General features: G+C 68.8%; 14 protein-coding genes. All 14 read left to right on the top strand.

Annotated elements, in window-relative coordinates:
- Positions 1-146: 146 nt before the first annotated feature.
- Genes mraZ through ftsA form a run of 14 tightly spaced genes read left to right on the top strand, consistent with a single transcriptional unit; the run spans position 147 to position 15,484 of the window.
- On the top strand, positions 147-590 hold the full coding sequence (mraZ, locus tag IM760_RS01980; RefSeq protein WP_204426887.1) for a division/cell wall cluster transcriptional repressor MraZ: 444 nt from the start codon (positions 147-149) through the stop codon (positions 588-590).
- Positions 591-609: 19 nt separating this feature from the next.
- Positions 610-1,548 carry a 16S rRNA (cytosine(1402)-N(4))-methyltransferase RsmH gene (rsmH, locus tag IM760_RS01975; protein ID WP_204426886.1) on the top strand — a complete coding sequence of 313 codons (939 nt, stop codon included), beginning with the start codon at positions 610-612 and terminating at the stop codon, positions 1,546-1,548.
- Entirely contained in the window at positions 1,545-1,811 is a 267-nt protein-coding gene (gene ftsL, locus IM760_RS01970; protein WP_204426885.1) for a cell division protein FtsL, read from the top strand. Before rsmH ends, ftsL begins: the two co-directional genes overlap by 4 nt.
- Positions 1,808-3,541 carry a peptidoglycan D,D-transpeptidase FtsI family protein gene (locus IM760_RS01965; protein ID WP_204426884.1) on the top strand — a complete coding sequence of 578 codons (1,734 nt, stop codon included), beginning with the start codon at positions 1,808-1,810 and terminating at the stop codon, positions 3,539-3,541. Before ftsL ends, IM760_RS01965 begins: the two co-directional genes overlap by 4 nt.
- Entirely contained in the window at positions 3,538-5,016 is a 1,479-nt protein-coding gene (locus tag IM760_RS01960) for a UDP-N-acetylmuramoyl-L-alanyl-D-glutamate--2,6-diaminopimelate ligase (protein ID WP_204426883.1), read from the top strand. Before IM760_RS01965 ends, IM760_RS01960 begins: the two co-directional genes overlap by 4 nt.
- Complete coding sequence (locus tag IM760_RS01955; protein WP_204426882.1) at positions 5,013-6,359, top strand: UDP-N-acetylmuramoyl-tripeptide--D-alanyl-D-alanine ligase; 1,347 nt, start codon at positions 5,013-5,015, stop codon at positions 6,357-6,359. The genes IM760_RS01960 and IM760_RS01955 overlap by 4 nt, the downstream gene beginning before the upstream one ends.
- Positions 6,359-7,441 (top strand): phospho-N-acetylmuramoyl-pentapeptide-transferase, encoded by a 1,083-nt coding sequence (gene mraY, locus IM760_RS01950; protein ID WP_204426881.1) that lies wholly within the window; start codon positions 6,359-6,361, stop codon positions 7,439-7,441. The genes IM760_RS01955 and mraY overlap by 1 nt, the downstream gene beginning before the upstream one ends.
- 17 nt (positions 7,442-7,458) lie before the next feature.
- Complete coding sequence (gene murD / locus IM760_RS01945; protein WP_204426880.1) at positions 7,459-8,784, top strand: UDP-N-acetylmuramoyl-L-alanine--D-glutamate ligase; 1,326 nt, start codon at positions 7,459-7,461, stop codon at positions 8,782-8,784.
- On the top strand, positions 8,777-9,928 hold the full coding sequence (gene ftsW, locus IM760_RS01940; RefSeq protein WP_204426879.1) for a putative lipid II flippase FtsW: 1,152 nt from the start codon (positions 8,777-8,779) through the stop codon (positions 9,926-9,928). Before murD ends, ftsW begins: the two co-directional genes overlap by 8 nt.
- The gene (gene murG / locus IM760_RS01935; RefSeq protein ID WP_204426878.1) at positions 9,925-10,995 is read left to right on the top strand and encodes an undecaprenyldiphospho-muramoylpentapeptide beta-N-acetylglucosaminyltransferase; all 1,071 of its coding nucleotides are present in this window, start codon (positions 9,925-9,927) and stop codon (positions 10,993-10,995) included. Before ftsW ends, murG begins: the two co-directional genes overlap by 4 nt.
- On the top strand, positions 10,985-12,463 hold the full coding sequence (murC, locus tag IM760_RS01930) for a UDP-N-acetylmuramate--L-alanine ligase (protein ID WP_239549554.1): 1,479 nt from the start codon (positions 10,985-10,987) through the stop codon (positions 12,461-12,463). The genes murG and murC overlap by 11 nt, the downstream gene beginning before the upstream one ends.
- Before the next feature lie 16 nt (positions 12,464-12,479).
- Positions 12,480-13,427 (top strand): D-alanine--D-alanine ligase, encoded by a 948-nt coding sequence (locus tag IM760_RS01925; protein WP_394373770.1) that lies wholly within the window; start codon positions 12,480-12,482, stop codon positions 13,425-13,427.
- A complete protein-coding gene (locus IM760_RS01920) occupies positions 13,420-14,226 on the top strand; it encodes a cell division protein FtsQ/DivIB (RefSeq protein WP_228233450.1) in 807 nt (268 codons plus the stop codon). The genes IM760_RS01925 and IM760_RS01920 overlap by 8 nt, the downstream gene beginning before the upstream one ends.
- 22 nt (positions 14,227-14,248) lie before the next feature.
- On the top strand, positions 14,249-15,484 hold the full coding sequence (ftsA, locus tag IM760_RS01915; RefSeq protein WP_204426877.1) for a cell division protein FtsA: 1,236 nt from the start codon (positions 14,249-14,251) through the stop codon (positions 15,482-15,484).
- Positions 15,485-15,572: the final 88 nt, after the last annotated feature.

Here is a 15,572-nt window from a genome sequence, read left to right as displayed (position 1 = left end):
GCCGATCCCGCCGAGCTTGACTTGCCGAATCCCGTGGACCTAGAGTGTCGCAATGTGGTGAAAAGTGGGATGAAGTGGAGAAAAACATTCATCCGGTGGCATGAAGTGGGAAGGATCCGCACTCAACCCGAGAGAGGGGAAGGCCAGTGTTCAACGGGCGTACCGCGCTCAATCTGGATGCAAAAGGTCGGCTGACCGTGCCGACCCGATACCGTGAGTCGCTGAACAGCGCTTGCGGCGGCCGCCTCGTGCTTACACAACACCCTTATGACGCCTGCCTGGTGATGTACCCCGCCCCGGAATGGCGGGATATCGCCCGTCAGGTGGCGAGCCAGAGCGATGCCCACGCCCAGGTACGCGCCCTCAAGCGCCGCTTTCTGGGTCAGGCCGCGGAAATGGAAATGGACGGTAACGGCCGGCTGCTGGTACCGCCGGAATTGCGGGACGTGGTCGGTCTGGAAAAGCGCGCCATGCTGGTGGGCTTGATGCACCGTTTTGAGATCTGGGCCGAGGACACCTGGAACCAACTGGAACAACAGAGCCTGGATCAGGAGGCCATGCCCGAAAGCGTGCAGGCCCTGTCCTTCTAGGGTCGTTAGGGCGGCGGGTATGAGCGACGACAATAAGCAGTACGAGCACCAGCCGGTGATGCTGGAGGAGGTACTGGAAATGTGGCCCACCCGCGCGGACGGTTTTTACGTGGACGGCACCTTCGGGCGCGGCGGTCACAGCCGCGCGCTGCTGGCCCGTCTCGATGCCGCCGCCCGCCTGGTGGGGGTCGACCGGGATCCGCAGGCGGTGGCCACCGGCGAACGGCTGGCCGCCGAGGACGGTCGTTTCCGCATTCACCGGGCCCGTTTTGATTGTCTGCCGGAACTGGTGGCCGCCGAGGGGCGGGCCATCGATGGCCTGTTGCTGGATCTGGGCGTGTCGTCGCCGCAGCTGGACGACGCCTCTCGCGGGTTCAGCTTCCTGCGCGACGGTCCCCTGGACATGCGCATGGACCCGGAGCACGGCGAGAGCGTGGCCGACTGGCTGGCCCGCGCCGACGAGAAGGCCATCGCCGACGTGCTGTATCAGTACGGCGAGGAACGTAAATCGCGCCGCATCGCCCGCCGCATCTGCGAGCGCCGCGAACAGCAGCCGCTGCGCACCACCGGCGAGCTGGCGGCCCTGATTGAATCGGCCCTGGGACGCGGGGAGCCGGGCAAGCACCCGGCCACGCGCAGCTTCCAGGCCCTGCGTATTCATATAAACGGGGAACTGGACGCCTTACGCAACGTGCTGGACCAGGCCCTTGAGACGCTCGCCATCGGCGGGCGTCTCGCCATTATCAGCTTCCATTCCCTGGAAGACCGGCTGGTGAAGCGTTTTATTCGCGATCACTCCGGCCTGGCCCCGAAGGGCCGGGGCGGCCTGCCGATGATGGACGAGCCGCCCGAGCGGCTGCGGCCGCTGGGCAAGGCGCTGCGCGCCGGCGAGGCGGAAGTGCGCGTTAACGCGCGCAGCCGCAGCGCCGTGCTGAGGGTGGCGGAGAAGGTGGCATGAGCGCCCGCTGGCTGGCGCCGTTGCTGTTGTTGATGGTGGTGGCCTCGGCCCTGGGCGTGGCCTACAGCGTCCACGAGGCGCGCCGTCTCACCGACCGCACCCAGCAACTGCTCAGCGAGCAGGCGGCGCTGGAAACCCGCTGGGGTCAGCTTCTGCTGGAACACAGTACCTGGGGCAGTTACGCCCGGGTGGAGCGCCTGGCTCGTGAGGAGCTGGGCATGAAATTACCGGAAACCGACGAGCGAGTGTTGATACGGCCATGAAAGGGGCGCGCCGAACGTCACAAAAGGCCAAACGGCAAGCCAACCGGACGCTGCGCTGGCGCTTCGTGCTGGGCTTCTGGGCGCTGTGCGGCTCGGTGCTGGTGGCGCGGGCGGTGCAGCTGCAGGTGGTCGAGCACGACTTTCTCGCCCACCAGGGCGAGATCCGCAATCTGCGGATGGAGCCGGTGGCCGCCCACCGTGGCGTGATTCGCGACCGCGAAGGCCGGCCGCTGGCCGTCAGCACCCCGGTGATCACCCTGTGGGCCAACCCCAGCGAGGCCCTGGAACACCCCGAGAAATGGGCGCTGCTGGGCAACAACCCGATCATCAGCCGGGCCGACTTCGCCCAGCGCATCGAGCGCCACAAGAGCAAGGAATTCATTTACCTGGCCCGGGGCCTGGCGCCGGAGCAGGCCGCCACCATCCTGGATAAGGGTATCCCCGGTATTCACCGGCTCACCGAGTACCGCCGTTACTACCCGGCCGGCGAGGTGACCAGCCACGTGGTGGGTTTCACCGACATCGACGAGCGCGGCCAGGAAGGCGTGGAGCTGGCGTTCGAGGATCGCCTGTCCGGCAAGGCCGGCCGCAAGCAGGTGGTGCGCGATCTGCTGGGCCGGGTGATCCAGGACATCGAGGTACTGGAACCGGCCGCCCCCGGCCAGGACGTGACCCTGAGCCTGGACCTGCGCCTGCAGTACCTGGCCTACAAGGAACTGCTGGCCGCCACCCGCCGCTTCCAGGCCGCCGGCGGCTCCGCGGTGGTGCTGGATGTAAAAACCGGCGAAATCCTGGCGATGGTCAATCAGCCGGCCTACAACCCCAATAACCGGGGCAATCTGGACACCGCCAGCCTGCGCAACCGGGCGGTCACCGACCTGTTCGAGCCCGGCTCCACCATGAAGCCGTTCACCGTGGCCGCCGCCCTGGAGCAGGGGCTGGTAACGCCGACCACGGTGATCAACACCCACCCCGGTTATCTGCGCGTGGGGCCCAAGACCATCCGTGACCACCGCGATTACGGCGTCATCGACGTGACCACGGTGCTCACCAAGAGCTCCAACGTGGGCACCAGCAAGCTGGCCCTGTCCATGGAGCCGCAGGTACTGCCCAGCTATCTGGAGCGCTTCGGCTTCGGCCAGCCCACCGGCATCGCCTTTCCCGGCGAGAGCGACGGCATGCTGCCGCTGCGCGCCCGCTGGCGCGACGTGGAACGGGCGGCGCTGTCCTACGGCTACGGCGTCAGCGTGTCCGCGCTGCAGCTGGCCCAGGCCTACGCGATCATGGCCAACCACGGCCGCAGGGTGCCGCTGTCCCTGGTCAAGGTGGACACGCCGCCCAAGGGCGAGGCGGTGATCGCCGCCGACACCGCCGACTCCCTGGTGCGCATGCTGGAAACCGTGGTCAGCCTGGAAGGCACCGCCAGCCGCGCCCGCATTCCCGGTTATCAGGTGGCGGGCAAGACCGGCACGGTGCACAAGATTACCCGCCACGGCTACGCCGACGACCGCTACATCGGTTTGTTCGCCGGCATCGCCCCGGCCTCCAACCCGCGCATCGCCGCGGTGGTGGTGATCGACGATCCGCGCGGCAAGGCCTACTACGGCGGCCTGGTGGCGGCGCCGGTGTTCTCCGCCATCGTCGGCGGCGTGCTGCGTACCCTGCACGTGCCGCCGGACAAGACCGACGGTCTGATCGCCGGCGATCTGGACGGGGAGGGCCGCTCATGAGCACCCTGAGCCAGCTGCTGCCCGATTGCCCGCTGCCGGCGGCCCTGCGCGACCGGCCGGTGCCGGCCCTGCGCCTGGACAGCCGCGCGGTGCAGCGCGGCGACCTGTTTCTGGCGGTGCCCGGCCATCAGACCGATGGCCGCCGCTTTATCGACGCCGCCGTCCGTGCCGGCGCCGCCACCGTGCTGGAAGAAGGCGACACCTTCGCGGTGCGCGCCACCGCGCCGGTGGCGCACCTGGTGATCCCGGACCTGCGCCGGCAGGTGGGCGTGCTGGCGGCCCGTTTCTACGACCAGCCCGGCCGGCGGCTAAAGGTGATCGGCGTTACCGGCACCAACGGCAAGACCAGCATTACCTGGTTCCTGCGCGACGCCCTGGACGCCCTGGGTTTCCACTGTGGCCTGATGGGCACCCTGGGCGTGGGCCTCAAGGGCCACGAGCGGAGCACCGGCCACACCACGCCGGACCCCATCGGCCTGCAGCAGGGTTTGCGCGATCTGCTCCAGGACGGCGCCGATGCGGTGGCCATGGAAGTGTCCTCCCACGCACTGGATCAGCACCGGCTGGGCGACACCCCGATCCGCGCCGCCGTATTCAGCAACCTGAGCCGCGATCATCTGGATTACCACGGCGACATGGACAGTTATCTGCTGGCCAAAGTCGCCCTGTTCACCCGCCCGAACCTGAGTCAGGCGGTGATCAACGACGACGACCCGGCGTCCCAGACGCTGCTGGCGCGGCTCAATGACGGCGTGCGCTGCATCACCTTCGGCGCCGGACCCGGTGCCACGGTGCGTTGCGTGGCCTGCCAGCCGCACCCCCGGGGCATGGATCTGCGCTTCACCGTGGGCGGTGAGGCGGTGAACGTGTCCGTGCCACTGTTCGGAGCCTTCAACCGCAGCAACCTGATGGCCGTGGCCGGCGTGCTGCACGGTTTCGGCGTCACGCCGGAGCGTCTGCAGAGCGCCCTGGCGGCGGTGACCCCGGTGCCGGGCCGCATGCAGCCCATCGTGGAGCCGGGCAAGCCCACGGTGATCATCGATTACGCGCACACCCCGGATGGCCTGGAAAAAGCCCTGGCGGCGGTGCGCGAGCATTTCCAGGGCCGCCTGCATTGCGTGGTCGGTTGCGGCGGCGACCGCGACACCGGCAAGCGCCCGCTGATGGCCGCCGTGGCCGAGGCCGGCGCGGATCGGGTGATCCTGACCAGCGACAACCCGCGCAGCGAGGACCCGCAGGCGATTCTCGACGCCATGCTGGCCGGCGCCCGGGCGCCGGCGGCCATGGACACCCGCGTGGACCGCGCCGAAGCGGTGCGCCGCGCGGTGACCGGCGCCGAGGCCGGCGACGTGGTGCTGGTGGCCGGCAAGGGGCACGAGGACTATCAGGAAATCCAGGGCGAACGCCTGCCCCTGGACGACCGCGAGCTGGCCCGCGACGCGCTGGCTCTGTGGGGCCGGGGAGGGGCGTCATGATGCGTTTGAGCGACATTCGCGACTGGACCGGCGGCGAGCTGCGCGGCGATGACCTGGAAATCAGCGCGGTGAGCACGGACACCCGCGCCCTGGTCGACGGCAGCCTGTTCGTGGCCCTGCGCGGCGACCGCTTCGACGGCCACGACTTCCTGGAGCAGGCCCTTGCCACCGGCGCCCGGGCGGTGGTGGTGGAGCGCGACCAGGACCTGTTCGATCGTCAGGTGCGCGTCGCCGATGGCCGCCAGGCCCTGGGGCGGATCGCCGCCGGCCAGGCCGCGCGCTTCCCGATTCCGCGGGTGGCGGTGACCGGCAATGCCGGCAAGACCACGGTGAAGGAAATGACCGCCGTGCTGCTGGGCGAGGGCACCCTGGCCACCCGGGGCAACCTGAACAACGACATCGGCGTGCCGCTGACGCTGCTGCGTCTGGGCCCGGAACACCGCCGCGCGGTGATCGAGCTGGGCGCCAACGCCCCCGGCGAGATCGCCTGGACCGTGTCCCTGGTGAAGCCGCAGGTGGCGTTGATCACCAACGTGACCGGCGCGCACCTGGAAGGTTTCGGCAGCATGGACGGCATCGCCCGGGCCAAGGCCGAAATTTTCACCGGCTGCGCCGAGGGCGCCACCGCCATCGTCAACAACGACGACCATTACGCGGACTTCTTCGCCGAGCGCGCCACCGAGCAGGGTCTGCGGGTGCGGCGCGTGGGCGTGCGCAACCCGACGGGCTGCGATCTCCACGCCGAGTCGGTGCGGCTGGACGAGCAGGGCGCCGACTTCCTGCTGCAGCCCCTGGGGCTGAACGTGCGGCTGCCGCTGGTGGGCGCCCACCAGGTCGGCAACGCCCTGCTGGCGCTGGCCGCGGTGCAGGCGCTGGGCGAGGACCTGGCCAAGGTGGTGCCGCGTCTGGAACAGCTCAAGCCGGTGCCCGGGCGTATGAATGTGCTGACCGTCGAGGGCGGCACCCTGGTGGACGATACCTACAACGCCAACCCGGGCTCGGTGCGCGCCGCCATCGCCTGGCTGGCGCAGCGTCCGGCGCCGCGAGCCCTGGTGCTGGGACCGATCGGCGAACTCGGCCCGGACACGGAAAAACTGATCGGCGAACTGGGCGAGGACGCCCGTCTGGCCGGTCTCGACACACTGATCACGGTGCCCGGCGCCGAATCCGCCGCGCGCGGCTTCGGCGATGGCGCCCGGCCGGTGGACAACCACGACCAGGCCGCCCGCGAGGCAAAGGTCATTCTGGCCGCCGGCGGCACGGTGCTGGTCAAGGGGTCGCGTTTCGCCCGCATGGAGCAGGTGGTGCAACGGCTCACCAATACTGAGGGGGGACAGCACTGATGCTGCTTTGGCTGGCGGAACAACTGAGCGGACTCTACAACGGCTTCACGGTGTTCCAGTACATTACGCTGCGCGCCATTCTGGCGGTGCTGACCGCGCTGTTCCTGGCGTTCTGGATCGGCCCGGTGATGATCCGCAAGCTGCAGGAAAAGCAGGTCGGCCAGGCGATCCGCGACGACGGTCCGAAAAGCCATCTGAGCAAGGCCGGCACGCCGACCATGGGCGGTGGCCTGATTCTGGTGTCCATCGCCATCGCCACCCTGCTGTGGGCCGACCTGGGCAACCGCTTCGTGTGGATCACCCTGGCGGTGCTGACCGTGTTCGGCGCCGTGGGCTGGGTGGACGACTGGCGCAAGGTGGTGGAGAAGAATCCGCGCGGCCTGCCGGCCCGCTGGAAATACTTCTGGCAGTCGGTGGGCGCCCTGGGCGCCGGCCTGGCCCTGTATTTCACCGCCCAGAGCCCGGCGGAAACCCAGCTGATCGTGCCGTTCTTCAAGACCGTGGCGCTCAACATGGGCCTGTTCTACGTGGTGCTCACCTATTTCGTGATCACCGGCGCCTCCAACGCGGTCAACCTCACCGACGGCCTGGACGGCCTGGCGATCATGCCCACCGTGCTGGTGGCGGCGGCGCTGGGCATCTTCGCCTACGCCAGCGGCCACGCGGAATTCGCCACCTATCTGCAGATTCCCTATATCGCCGGGGCCGGCGAGCTGGTGGTGATCGTCGCCGGCCTGTGCGGCGCCGGCCTGGGCTTCCTGTGGTTCAACGCCTACCCGGCGCAGGTGTTCATGGGCGACGTGGGCGCCCTGTCCCTGGGCGCGGTGCTGGGCGTGATGGCGGTGATCGTCCGCCAGGAAATCGTGCTGTTCATCATGGGCGGCGTGTTCGTGATGGAAACCGTGTCGGTGATGCTGCAGGTGGCGTCGTTCAAGCTCACCGGCCGGCGCATTTTCCGCATGGCGCCGATTCATCACCACTTTGAACTGAAAGGGTGGCCGGAGCCGAAGATCATCGTGCGGTTCTGGATCATCACCGTGATTCTCGTACTGGTGGGTCTCGCGACCCTGAAAATTCGCTGAAGGACGACAACAACTCTATGGCGAAAGACGCGTTCGATCTGGTCATTGGTCTCGGGGTCACCGGGCACTCCGTGATCCGCTATCTGGCGGATCAGGGTATGCCCGTGCGCGCCCTGGATACCCGTGAGGCTCCGGCCGGGCTGGACGATCTGCGCGCCGAATACCCCAAGCTCAAGATCCATGCCGGCGGCTTCAAGAGCGGCTGGATGAAGCGTGCCCGCCGGCTGATCGTCAGTCCCGGCGTGGCGGTGTCCACCCCGGCCATCGCCGAGCAGGCCGCCGAGGGCAAGGAAGTGATCGGCGATATCGAGCTGTTCGCCCGCGCCGCCAGCCGGCCGCTGGTGGGCATTACCGGTTCCAACGCCAAGAGCACCGTGGTCACCCTGCTGGGCGAAGTGGCGAAAGCCTGCGACGCCAAGCCGGGGGTGGGCGGCAATCTGGGCGTGCCGGCGCTGGATCTGCTGCGCGAGGACGCGGGTCTGTACGTGCTCGAGCTGTCCAGCTTCCAGCTGGAGACCACCTACAGCCTGAACGCCCAGGTGGCCAGCACTCTCAATGTGTCCCAGGACCATCTGGACCGTTACGCCAAGTTCAGCGATTACGTGGCCGCCAAGCAGCGCATCTACGACGGCTGCCAGGTGGCGGTGTGGAACCGGGACGATCTGGCCACCCGGCCGCAGAACCCGGCGCCCCGGGAAGTGACCTTTGGCAGCCACCCGGAAGCCCACTACCGCCTGGACGCGGAGCGGCAGGTGCTGACCTGCCAGGGCGAGGAACTGCTGCGCCTGGATGAACTGGCGCTCACCGGCCACCACAACGCCATGAACGTGCTGGCGGTGCTGGCCATGAGCGATGCCCTGGGCTTCGACCGCGCCACCGCCCTGGCCACCATCAAGGTGTTCAAGGGGCTGCCGCACCGCTGCCAGCTGATCGCCGAAGCCGGCGAGGTGCGCTGGATCAACGATTCCAAGGCCACCAATGTGGGCGCCACCCTGGCGGCGCTCACCGGCATCGGCGAGGCGATCCCCGGCAAGGTGATCCTGATCGCCGGCGGTCAGGGCAAGGGCCAGGAATTCTCGCCCATGGGCGAGCCCGCCCGGCAATACCTGCGCGCGGCGCTGCTGCTGGGCCAGGACGCGGACAAGGTGGCCGACGGCCTGGCCGGCGTGCCCTGCGAACGGGTGGCGGACATGGCCGCCGCCGTGGCCCGGGCCCGGCAACTGGCTCAGCCCGGCGACGCGGTGCTGCTGTCGCCGGCCTGTGCCTCTTTCGACATGTACAGCGGTTACACCGCCCGGGGCGACGATTTCACCGCCCGCGCCAAGGAGGTGACCGGTGGCTAGGGTTCTGCTCAGCGTTCGCCAATCCGGTGTCGACCGTCCGCTGCTGTGGGCGGTGGCGCTGCTGAGTCTGGCGGGGCTGGTGATCGTCACCTCCGCGTCCCTGCAGATCGGCGAAACGCGACTCGGCAACCCGTTCTACTACGGCATGCGCCACGGCCTGTATCTGCTGGCCGGCGTCGGCGTGGGCCTGTTCGTCTATTGCTGCGTGCCGCTGACGGTGCTGGAAAAACTGCGCTTCGCGGCGCTGCCGGTGGCGGTGGTGTTCCTGCTGCTGGTGTTCGTGCCCGGCCTGGGCCGGGAAGTGAACGGCTCCACCCGCTGGATCGCACTGCCCGGCCTGACCATTCAGGCGTCCGAGGTGGTGAAGCTATGCTTCGTGCTCTATCTGGCCGGTTACATCGCCCAGCACAAGGCCGCCCTGGAAACCCGCTGGAAGGCCTTCCTGATTCCCCTGGGCGTGCTTGGCGCGCTCACGTTCATGCTGCTGCTGCAGCCGGACTTCGGCGCCGTGGTGGTACTGGGCATTACCGCCATGGGCATGCTGTTCCTGGCCGGCGTGCCGACCCTGCGGTTCCTGCTGATCGGCCTGGCGGCGGTGGCGCTGGCGGCGGTGGTGGCGCTGGCGGAGCCCTATCGCGTGGCGCGCCTGATGAGCTTTACCGACCCCTGGGCGGACCAGTACGGCGCCGGCTACCAGCTGACGCAAAGCCTGATCGCCTTCGGCCGTGGCCACTTCATGGGCGTGGGCCTGGGCAACAGCGTGCAAAAACTGTTCTACCTGCCGGAAGCGCACACCGACTTCGTGTTCGCGGTGCTGGCGGAGGAGTGGGGCCTGCTGGGCGTGCTGGCGATGCTGGCCGGTTTCACGGTGCTGGGCTGGCGGGTGTTCCGCATCGGTCACGGGCTGGAGGAACGGGGCTTTCTGTATCACGCCTACCTGGTGTACGGCTGCGCGCTGGTGTTCTGCGCCCAGGCGTTCATCAACGTGGGCGTGAACATGGGCGTGCTGCCCACCAAGGGGCTGACCCTGCCGTTCGTCAGTTACGGCGGCTCGTCCCTGTTGATTTCGGCGGCCATGGTGGCGCTGGTGTTGCGTGCCGGCGCCGAGCAGTCCCGCCTCCAGGCCAGAGGGAGGGCGCAATGAGCAAAGGGACGGTTCTGATCATGGCCGGCGGCACCGGCGGGCACGTGTTCCCCGCGCTGGCGGTGGCCCGCGAGCTCACCGACGCCGGTTTCCGGGTTCTGTGGCTGGGCGCGGAAGGCGGCATGGAAACCCGGCTGGTGCCCAAGCACGGTTTTGAAGTGGCGACCCTGGGCGTGGGCCGCCTGCGTGGCGGCGGTCTCAAACGCAAAGTGATCGGCCCGCTGCAGATGCTGCGCGCCCTGTGGCAGGCGCGCCGCCTGATCCGCCGGGTCAAACCGGTGCTGGCGGTGGGCTTCGGCGGCTTCGTCAGCGCTCCCGGCGGGCTGGCCGCGCGGCTGGCCGGCGTGCCGCTGGTGGTGCATGAGCAGAACGCGGTGCCGGGTCTGACCAATCGCACCCTGGCGCGTTTCGCCACCGAGACCCTGGAAGGGTTCGAGGGCGCGATCTCCGGCGGCATCTGGGTGGGTAACCCGGTGCGCGCCGAGATCGCCGCCCTGGCGGAGCCCACCGAACGTTACCAGGCCCGCCGCGGCGCCCTGCGGGTGCTGGTGTTGGGCGGCAGCCAGGGCGCGCTGGCGCTCAACCAGGATCTGCCGGAACTGCTGATGGCGGCGCTCGGCAATCAGCTGGACGTGCGCCACCAATGCGGCGCCGGTCGTGAGAACGAGGCACTGCCGGTTTACCAGGCCCTGGGCCTGCACGCCCGGGTCAGCGAATTCATCGACGACATGGCCGAGGCCTACGCCTGGGCGGATCTGGTGGTGTGCCGGGCCGGCGCCCTGACGGTGGCGGAAGTGGCCGCCGCCGGCGTGGCCGCGCTGTTCGTGCCGCTACCCACGGCGGTGGACGATCACCAGACGCTCAACGCGCGCTGGCTGGTGGACCGCGGCGCCGCGCTGATGATGGCGCAGAGCGAGATGAACGCCGGCACCCTGGCGCGCAGCCTGGCCGGCATGACCGAACGGGACGCCCTGGCGCAGATCGCCTGCCGCGCCCGCCAGCTGGCGGTGCCGGACAGCGCCGCCCGGGTGGCGAAATTGTGCGAGGAGGTGGCCCATGGCCGCTAGCAACACGAAAGCCGCTGGCAACATGAAACCGGAAGCGGTGCACACCGTGCCGGAGATGCGCCGCATCCGGGGCATCCATTTCGTCGGCATCGGCGGCGCCGGCATGTGCGGCATCGCCGAGGTGCTGGCCAACCAGGGCTACGCGGTGAGCGGCAGCGACATCAAGGAGTCGCCAGTGGTGGCGCGCCTGCGCGAGCTGGGCGTGCGCGTGGACATCGGCCACCGGGCCGAAAACATCGAGGACGCGGACGTGGTGGTCACCTCCACGGCGGTGAAAACCGACAATGTGGAAGTGGCCGCCGCCCACGAGCGCCGCGTGCCGGTGGTGCCGCGGGCGGAAATGCTGGCCGAGCTGATGCGTTTCCGCCACGGCATCGCCGTGGCCGGCACCCACGGCAAGACCACCACCACCTCCATGGTGGCCTCGATTCTGGCGGAAGCCGGGCTGGACCCGACCTTCGTGATCGGCGGTCGCCTGAACAGCGCCGGTACCAATGCGCGCCTGGGCCAGAGCCGCTACCTGGTGGCCGAGGCGGACGAATCCGACGCCAGCTTCCTGCACCTGCAGCCGATGAGCGCCATCGTCACCAATATCGACGCCGACCATATGCACACCTACGGCGGCGATTTCGCGCGGCTGGAAAACACCTTTATCGAATTTCTGCACAACCTGCCGTTCTACGGCGTGGCGGTGATGTGCGTGGACGATCCGGTGGTGCGCAAGCTGCTGCCCCGGGTCAATCGCCAGGTAATCCGTTACGGCTTCAGCGAGGACGCGGACCTGCGCGCCGAGAACGTGACCCAGGACGGCATGCGGACCCGCTTCCGGGTGGTGCGCAGCGAAGGCGCGCCCCTGGACATCACCCTGAACATGCCCGGCCGCCACAACGTGCTCAACGCCCTGGCGGCCATCGCCGTGGCCGCCGACGAGGGTGCCGACGATGAGGCCATCGTGCGCGGGCTGAACGGCTTCGGCGGCGTGGGCCGGCGTTTCGACGTGCTCGGCGAATACCCCTGCGACGGCGGCAGCGCCACCCTGGTGGACGACTATGGCCACCACCCGCGCGAGGTGGCCGCCACCGTCGCCGCGATCCGCCAGGGCTGGCCGGGCCGGCGCCTGGTGATGCTGTTCCAGCCGCACCGTTACACCCGTACCCGCGATCTCTACGAGGATTTCGTGGAAGTGCTCGGCGAGGTGGATCAATTGCTGCTGCTGGAGGTCTATGGCGCCGGCGAGGATCCGATTCCCGGGGCCGACAGCCGCGCCCTGATGCGCAGTCTGCGCCAGCGCGCGCGCATCGAGCCGCTGTACGTGGACGACCCGGCCAAACTGCCCGGGCTGCTCAAGCAGGTATTGAAGAACGGCGATCTGCTGGTCACCCAGGGCGCCGGTAACGTGGGCACCATCGCCCGGGACCTGGCGGAACAGGTCAGCGGCCCGGCGCAAGGAGAGGAACATCGTGGTTAACCGCCTGGACAGCGCCATGAAGCAACGCCTGGCCCGCATCGGCCGGGTGGCGGTGTTGGCCGGAGGCGACTCCGCCGAGCGGTCGGTGTCGCTGAAGAGCGGCGCCGCCGTCCATCAGGCGCTGCGCCAGCTGGGGCTGATCGCCGAACTGGTGGATCCGGCGGACAGCGGCGTGGGCACGCTGAAGGGCTTCGACGTGGCCTTCATCGCCCTGCACGGTCGCGGCGGCGAGGACGGCGTGATCCAGGGCGTGCTTGAGCATCTGGGCGTGCCTTACACCGGTTCCGGCGTGATGGCCTCGGCCATCGGCATGGACAAGGTGCGCACCAAGCAGCTGTGGAAGGGCGCCGGCCTGCCGACCCCGGACTTCTATGTGGACGGTATTTCCGAAGTGCCGGCCACCATGGGTTTCCCGCGCATGGTCAAGCCGTCCCATGAGGGCTCGTCCATCGGCATGGCCAAGGTGGACGGCGAGGCGGATCTGGCCGCCGCCCTGGCCGCCGCCCGCCATTACGACAGCGAAGTGCTTGTGGAAGCCTGGGTGCACGGGCCGGAGTACACGGTGGCGGTGGTGGGCGACCAGGCGCTGCCGGCGATCCGTCTGAAGACGCCCCACGCGTTTTACGATTTCGAAGCCAAATACCAGGCCACCAGCACCGAATACCTGTGCCCGGCCGGGCTCGACGACGCCGACGAACAGGCCCTTCGCGAGCTGGCCCTGCGCGCCTTCCGGGTGGTCGGCTGCCGGGGCTGGGGCCGTGTCGACGTGATGCGCGACGAACAGGGCCAGTGGCAACTGCTGGAGGTGAACACCGTGCCGGGCATGACCGACCACAGCCTGGTGCCGATGGCCGCCAAGGCCGCCGGCGACGATTTCGCCACCCTGGTGGCGCGCATTCTGCTGGAAGCCATGGACCGGGCCCCGGCGGGCAAGGCGAAGAAAGGGAGCAAGGGCCGTGGCTAGGGCGCCGCGCCGCACGCCGGAGCCGCGCCGCGGCCGGGGCGCGTCCCCGCGGGCGACCCGCGTCCGCCGGCAGGCGCCGACGGTGCCGCTGCGCGAGCGGCTGGCCGCGGCGGTGCCCGGGGTGCTGGCCTCGCTGGTGGCGGTGGTGCTGGTGGCCGGGGTGATCTGGCTGCCGCGGGTGCTGGACCACTACCCGATCCGCAAGGTCGGCGTGGACGGCGTCACCGACGTGCGTCGCCAGCAGCAGGTGCAGACCGCCCTGGCCGCGCTGGTCCGCGACGCCAACTATTTTTCGGCGCCGCTGGAGGACATCTACCAGCGCGCCGCCGGCCTGAGCTGGGTGTCGGACGTGTCCGTGCGCCGGCAGTGGCCGGACACGGTCAAGCTGACCATCACCGAGCGCGAGCCGGTGGCGGTGTGGAACGAAAGCGTGCTGGTGTCGCGCAACGGCGAGCCGTTCCAGGCGCTCAAGCAGTACGACCTGACCGGCCTGCCGCGTCTCAACGGGCCGGACCAGCGCCTGGAAGCGGTGATGGGCTTCTACCACAGCATGAGCAAGCTGCTGCGCGAAGTGGGCCTGGGCATCGAGCGCATGGAAGTGAACGCGCGGCTCACCGCCCGCCTGACCCTGGACAACCAGATGCAGGTGGTGGTGGACCGGGAAAATTACGTGGGTAAGTTACGCCGCTTCACGCGGCTCTACCGTGGCGTGCTGAGCAGCGACAGCCGCGGAGTGGCCCGGGTCGACCTGCGCTATGCCGATGGCATCGCGGTGACCTGGCGGGATCAAAAGGCATGAGCAAACAGAGGACGTACCTCTAATGGCGAACGCAGTGGACAACATGATCGTGGGCCTCGACATCGGCACCTCCAAGGTGGTGGCCATCGTCGGCCAGGTCACCGAGGAGGGCACCGTGGAAGTGGTGGGCCTCGGCTCCCAGCCGTCGCGGGGGATGAAGAAGGGCGTGGTGGTGGACATCGAGGCCACCGTGCGCTCGATCCAGCGCGCCGTGGAAGAAGCGGAGCTGATGGCCGGCTGCCAGATCCACTCCGTGTACGCCGGCATCGCCGGCTCCCACGTGCGCAGCCTGAACTCCCACGGCATCGTGGCGATCCGTGACCGGGAAGTGACGCAGGCCGACATCGACCGGGTGATCGACGCCGCCCAGGCGGTGGCGATCCCGGCGGACCAGAAAACCCTGCACGTGTTGCCCCAGGAATACGTGGTGGACAACCAGGAAGGGGTGCGCGAGCCGGTGGGCATGAGCGGCGTGCGGCTGGAAGCCAAGGTGCACCTGGTGACCTGCGCGGTGAACGCCGCCCAGAACATCGAGAAGTGCGTGCGCCGCTGCGGCCTGGAAGTGGAGGACATCATCCTCGAGCAGCTGGCCAGCGCCCATTCGGTACTGACCGAGGACGAGCGCGAGCTGGGCGTGTGCATCGTCGACATCGGCGGCGGCACCACCGACATCGCCATCTTCACCGAAGGGGCGATCCGCCACACCGCCAACATTCCGATCGCCGGCGATCAGGTCACCAACGACATCGCCATGGCCCTGCGCACGCCCAAGCAGCACGCCGACGAGATCAAGATCAAGTACGCCTGCGCGCTGACCCAGCTGGCCGGCGCCGACGAGACCATCAAGGTGCCCAGCGTCGGCGACCGGCCGCCGCGTACCCTCAGCCGCCAGAACCTGGCCGAGGTGGTGGAGCCGCGCTACGACGAGCTGTTCACCCTGATCCAGGCGGAAATCCGCCGCTCCGGGTTCGAGGACATGATCCCCGGCGGCATCGTGCTCACCGGCGGCTCCTCCAAGATCGAGGGCGCGGTGGAGCTGGCGGAAGAGATTTTCCATATGCCGGTGCGGCTGGGCACGCCCCAGGGCGTGGCCGGGCTCACCGACGTGGTGCGCAATCCGATTTATTCCACCTCCGTGGGCCTGCTGCTGTACGGGCATCGCATGGAGAAGGAAGGACGCAGTCCGCGGGCCCAGGCCGGCGGCGGCGAAGTGAACTGGCTGGAACGCTTCAAGAAGTGGTTCCAAGGCAATTTTTGAGGATCGCGGCTAACGCCGCGCATCCAAACGGTTTCGACCTCGGACCAAGAGCGGTCCGAAGCCGGAAAAGGCAGTAAACAGGGAAGCA

Origin of the sequence: Alloalcanivorax marinus (assembly GCF_016906305.1) — a bacterium.
GTDB classification, from domain to species: domain Bacteria; phylum Pseudomonadota; class Gammaproteobacteria; order Pseudomonadales; family Alcanivoracaceae; genus Alloalcanivorax; species Alloalcanivorax marinus.
This window is presented reverse-complemented; position numbering and strand designations above follow the sequence as displayed.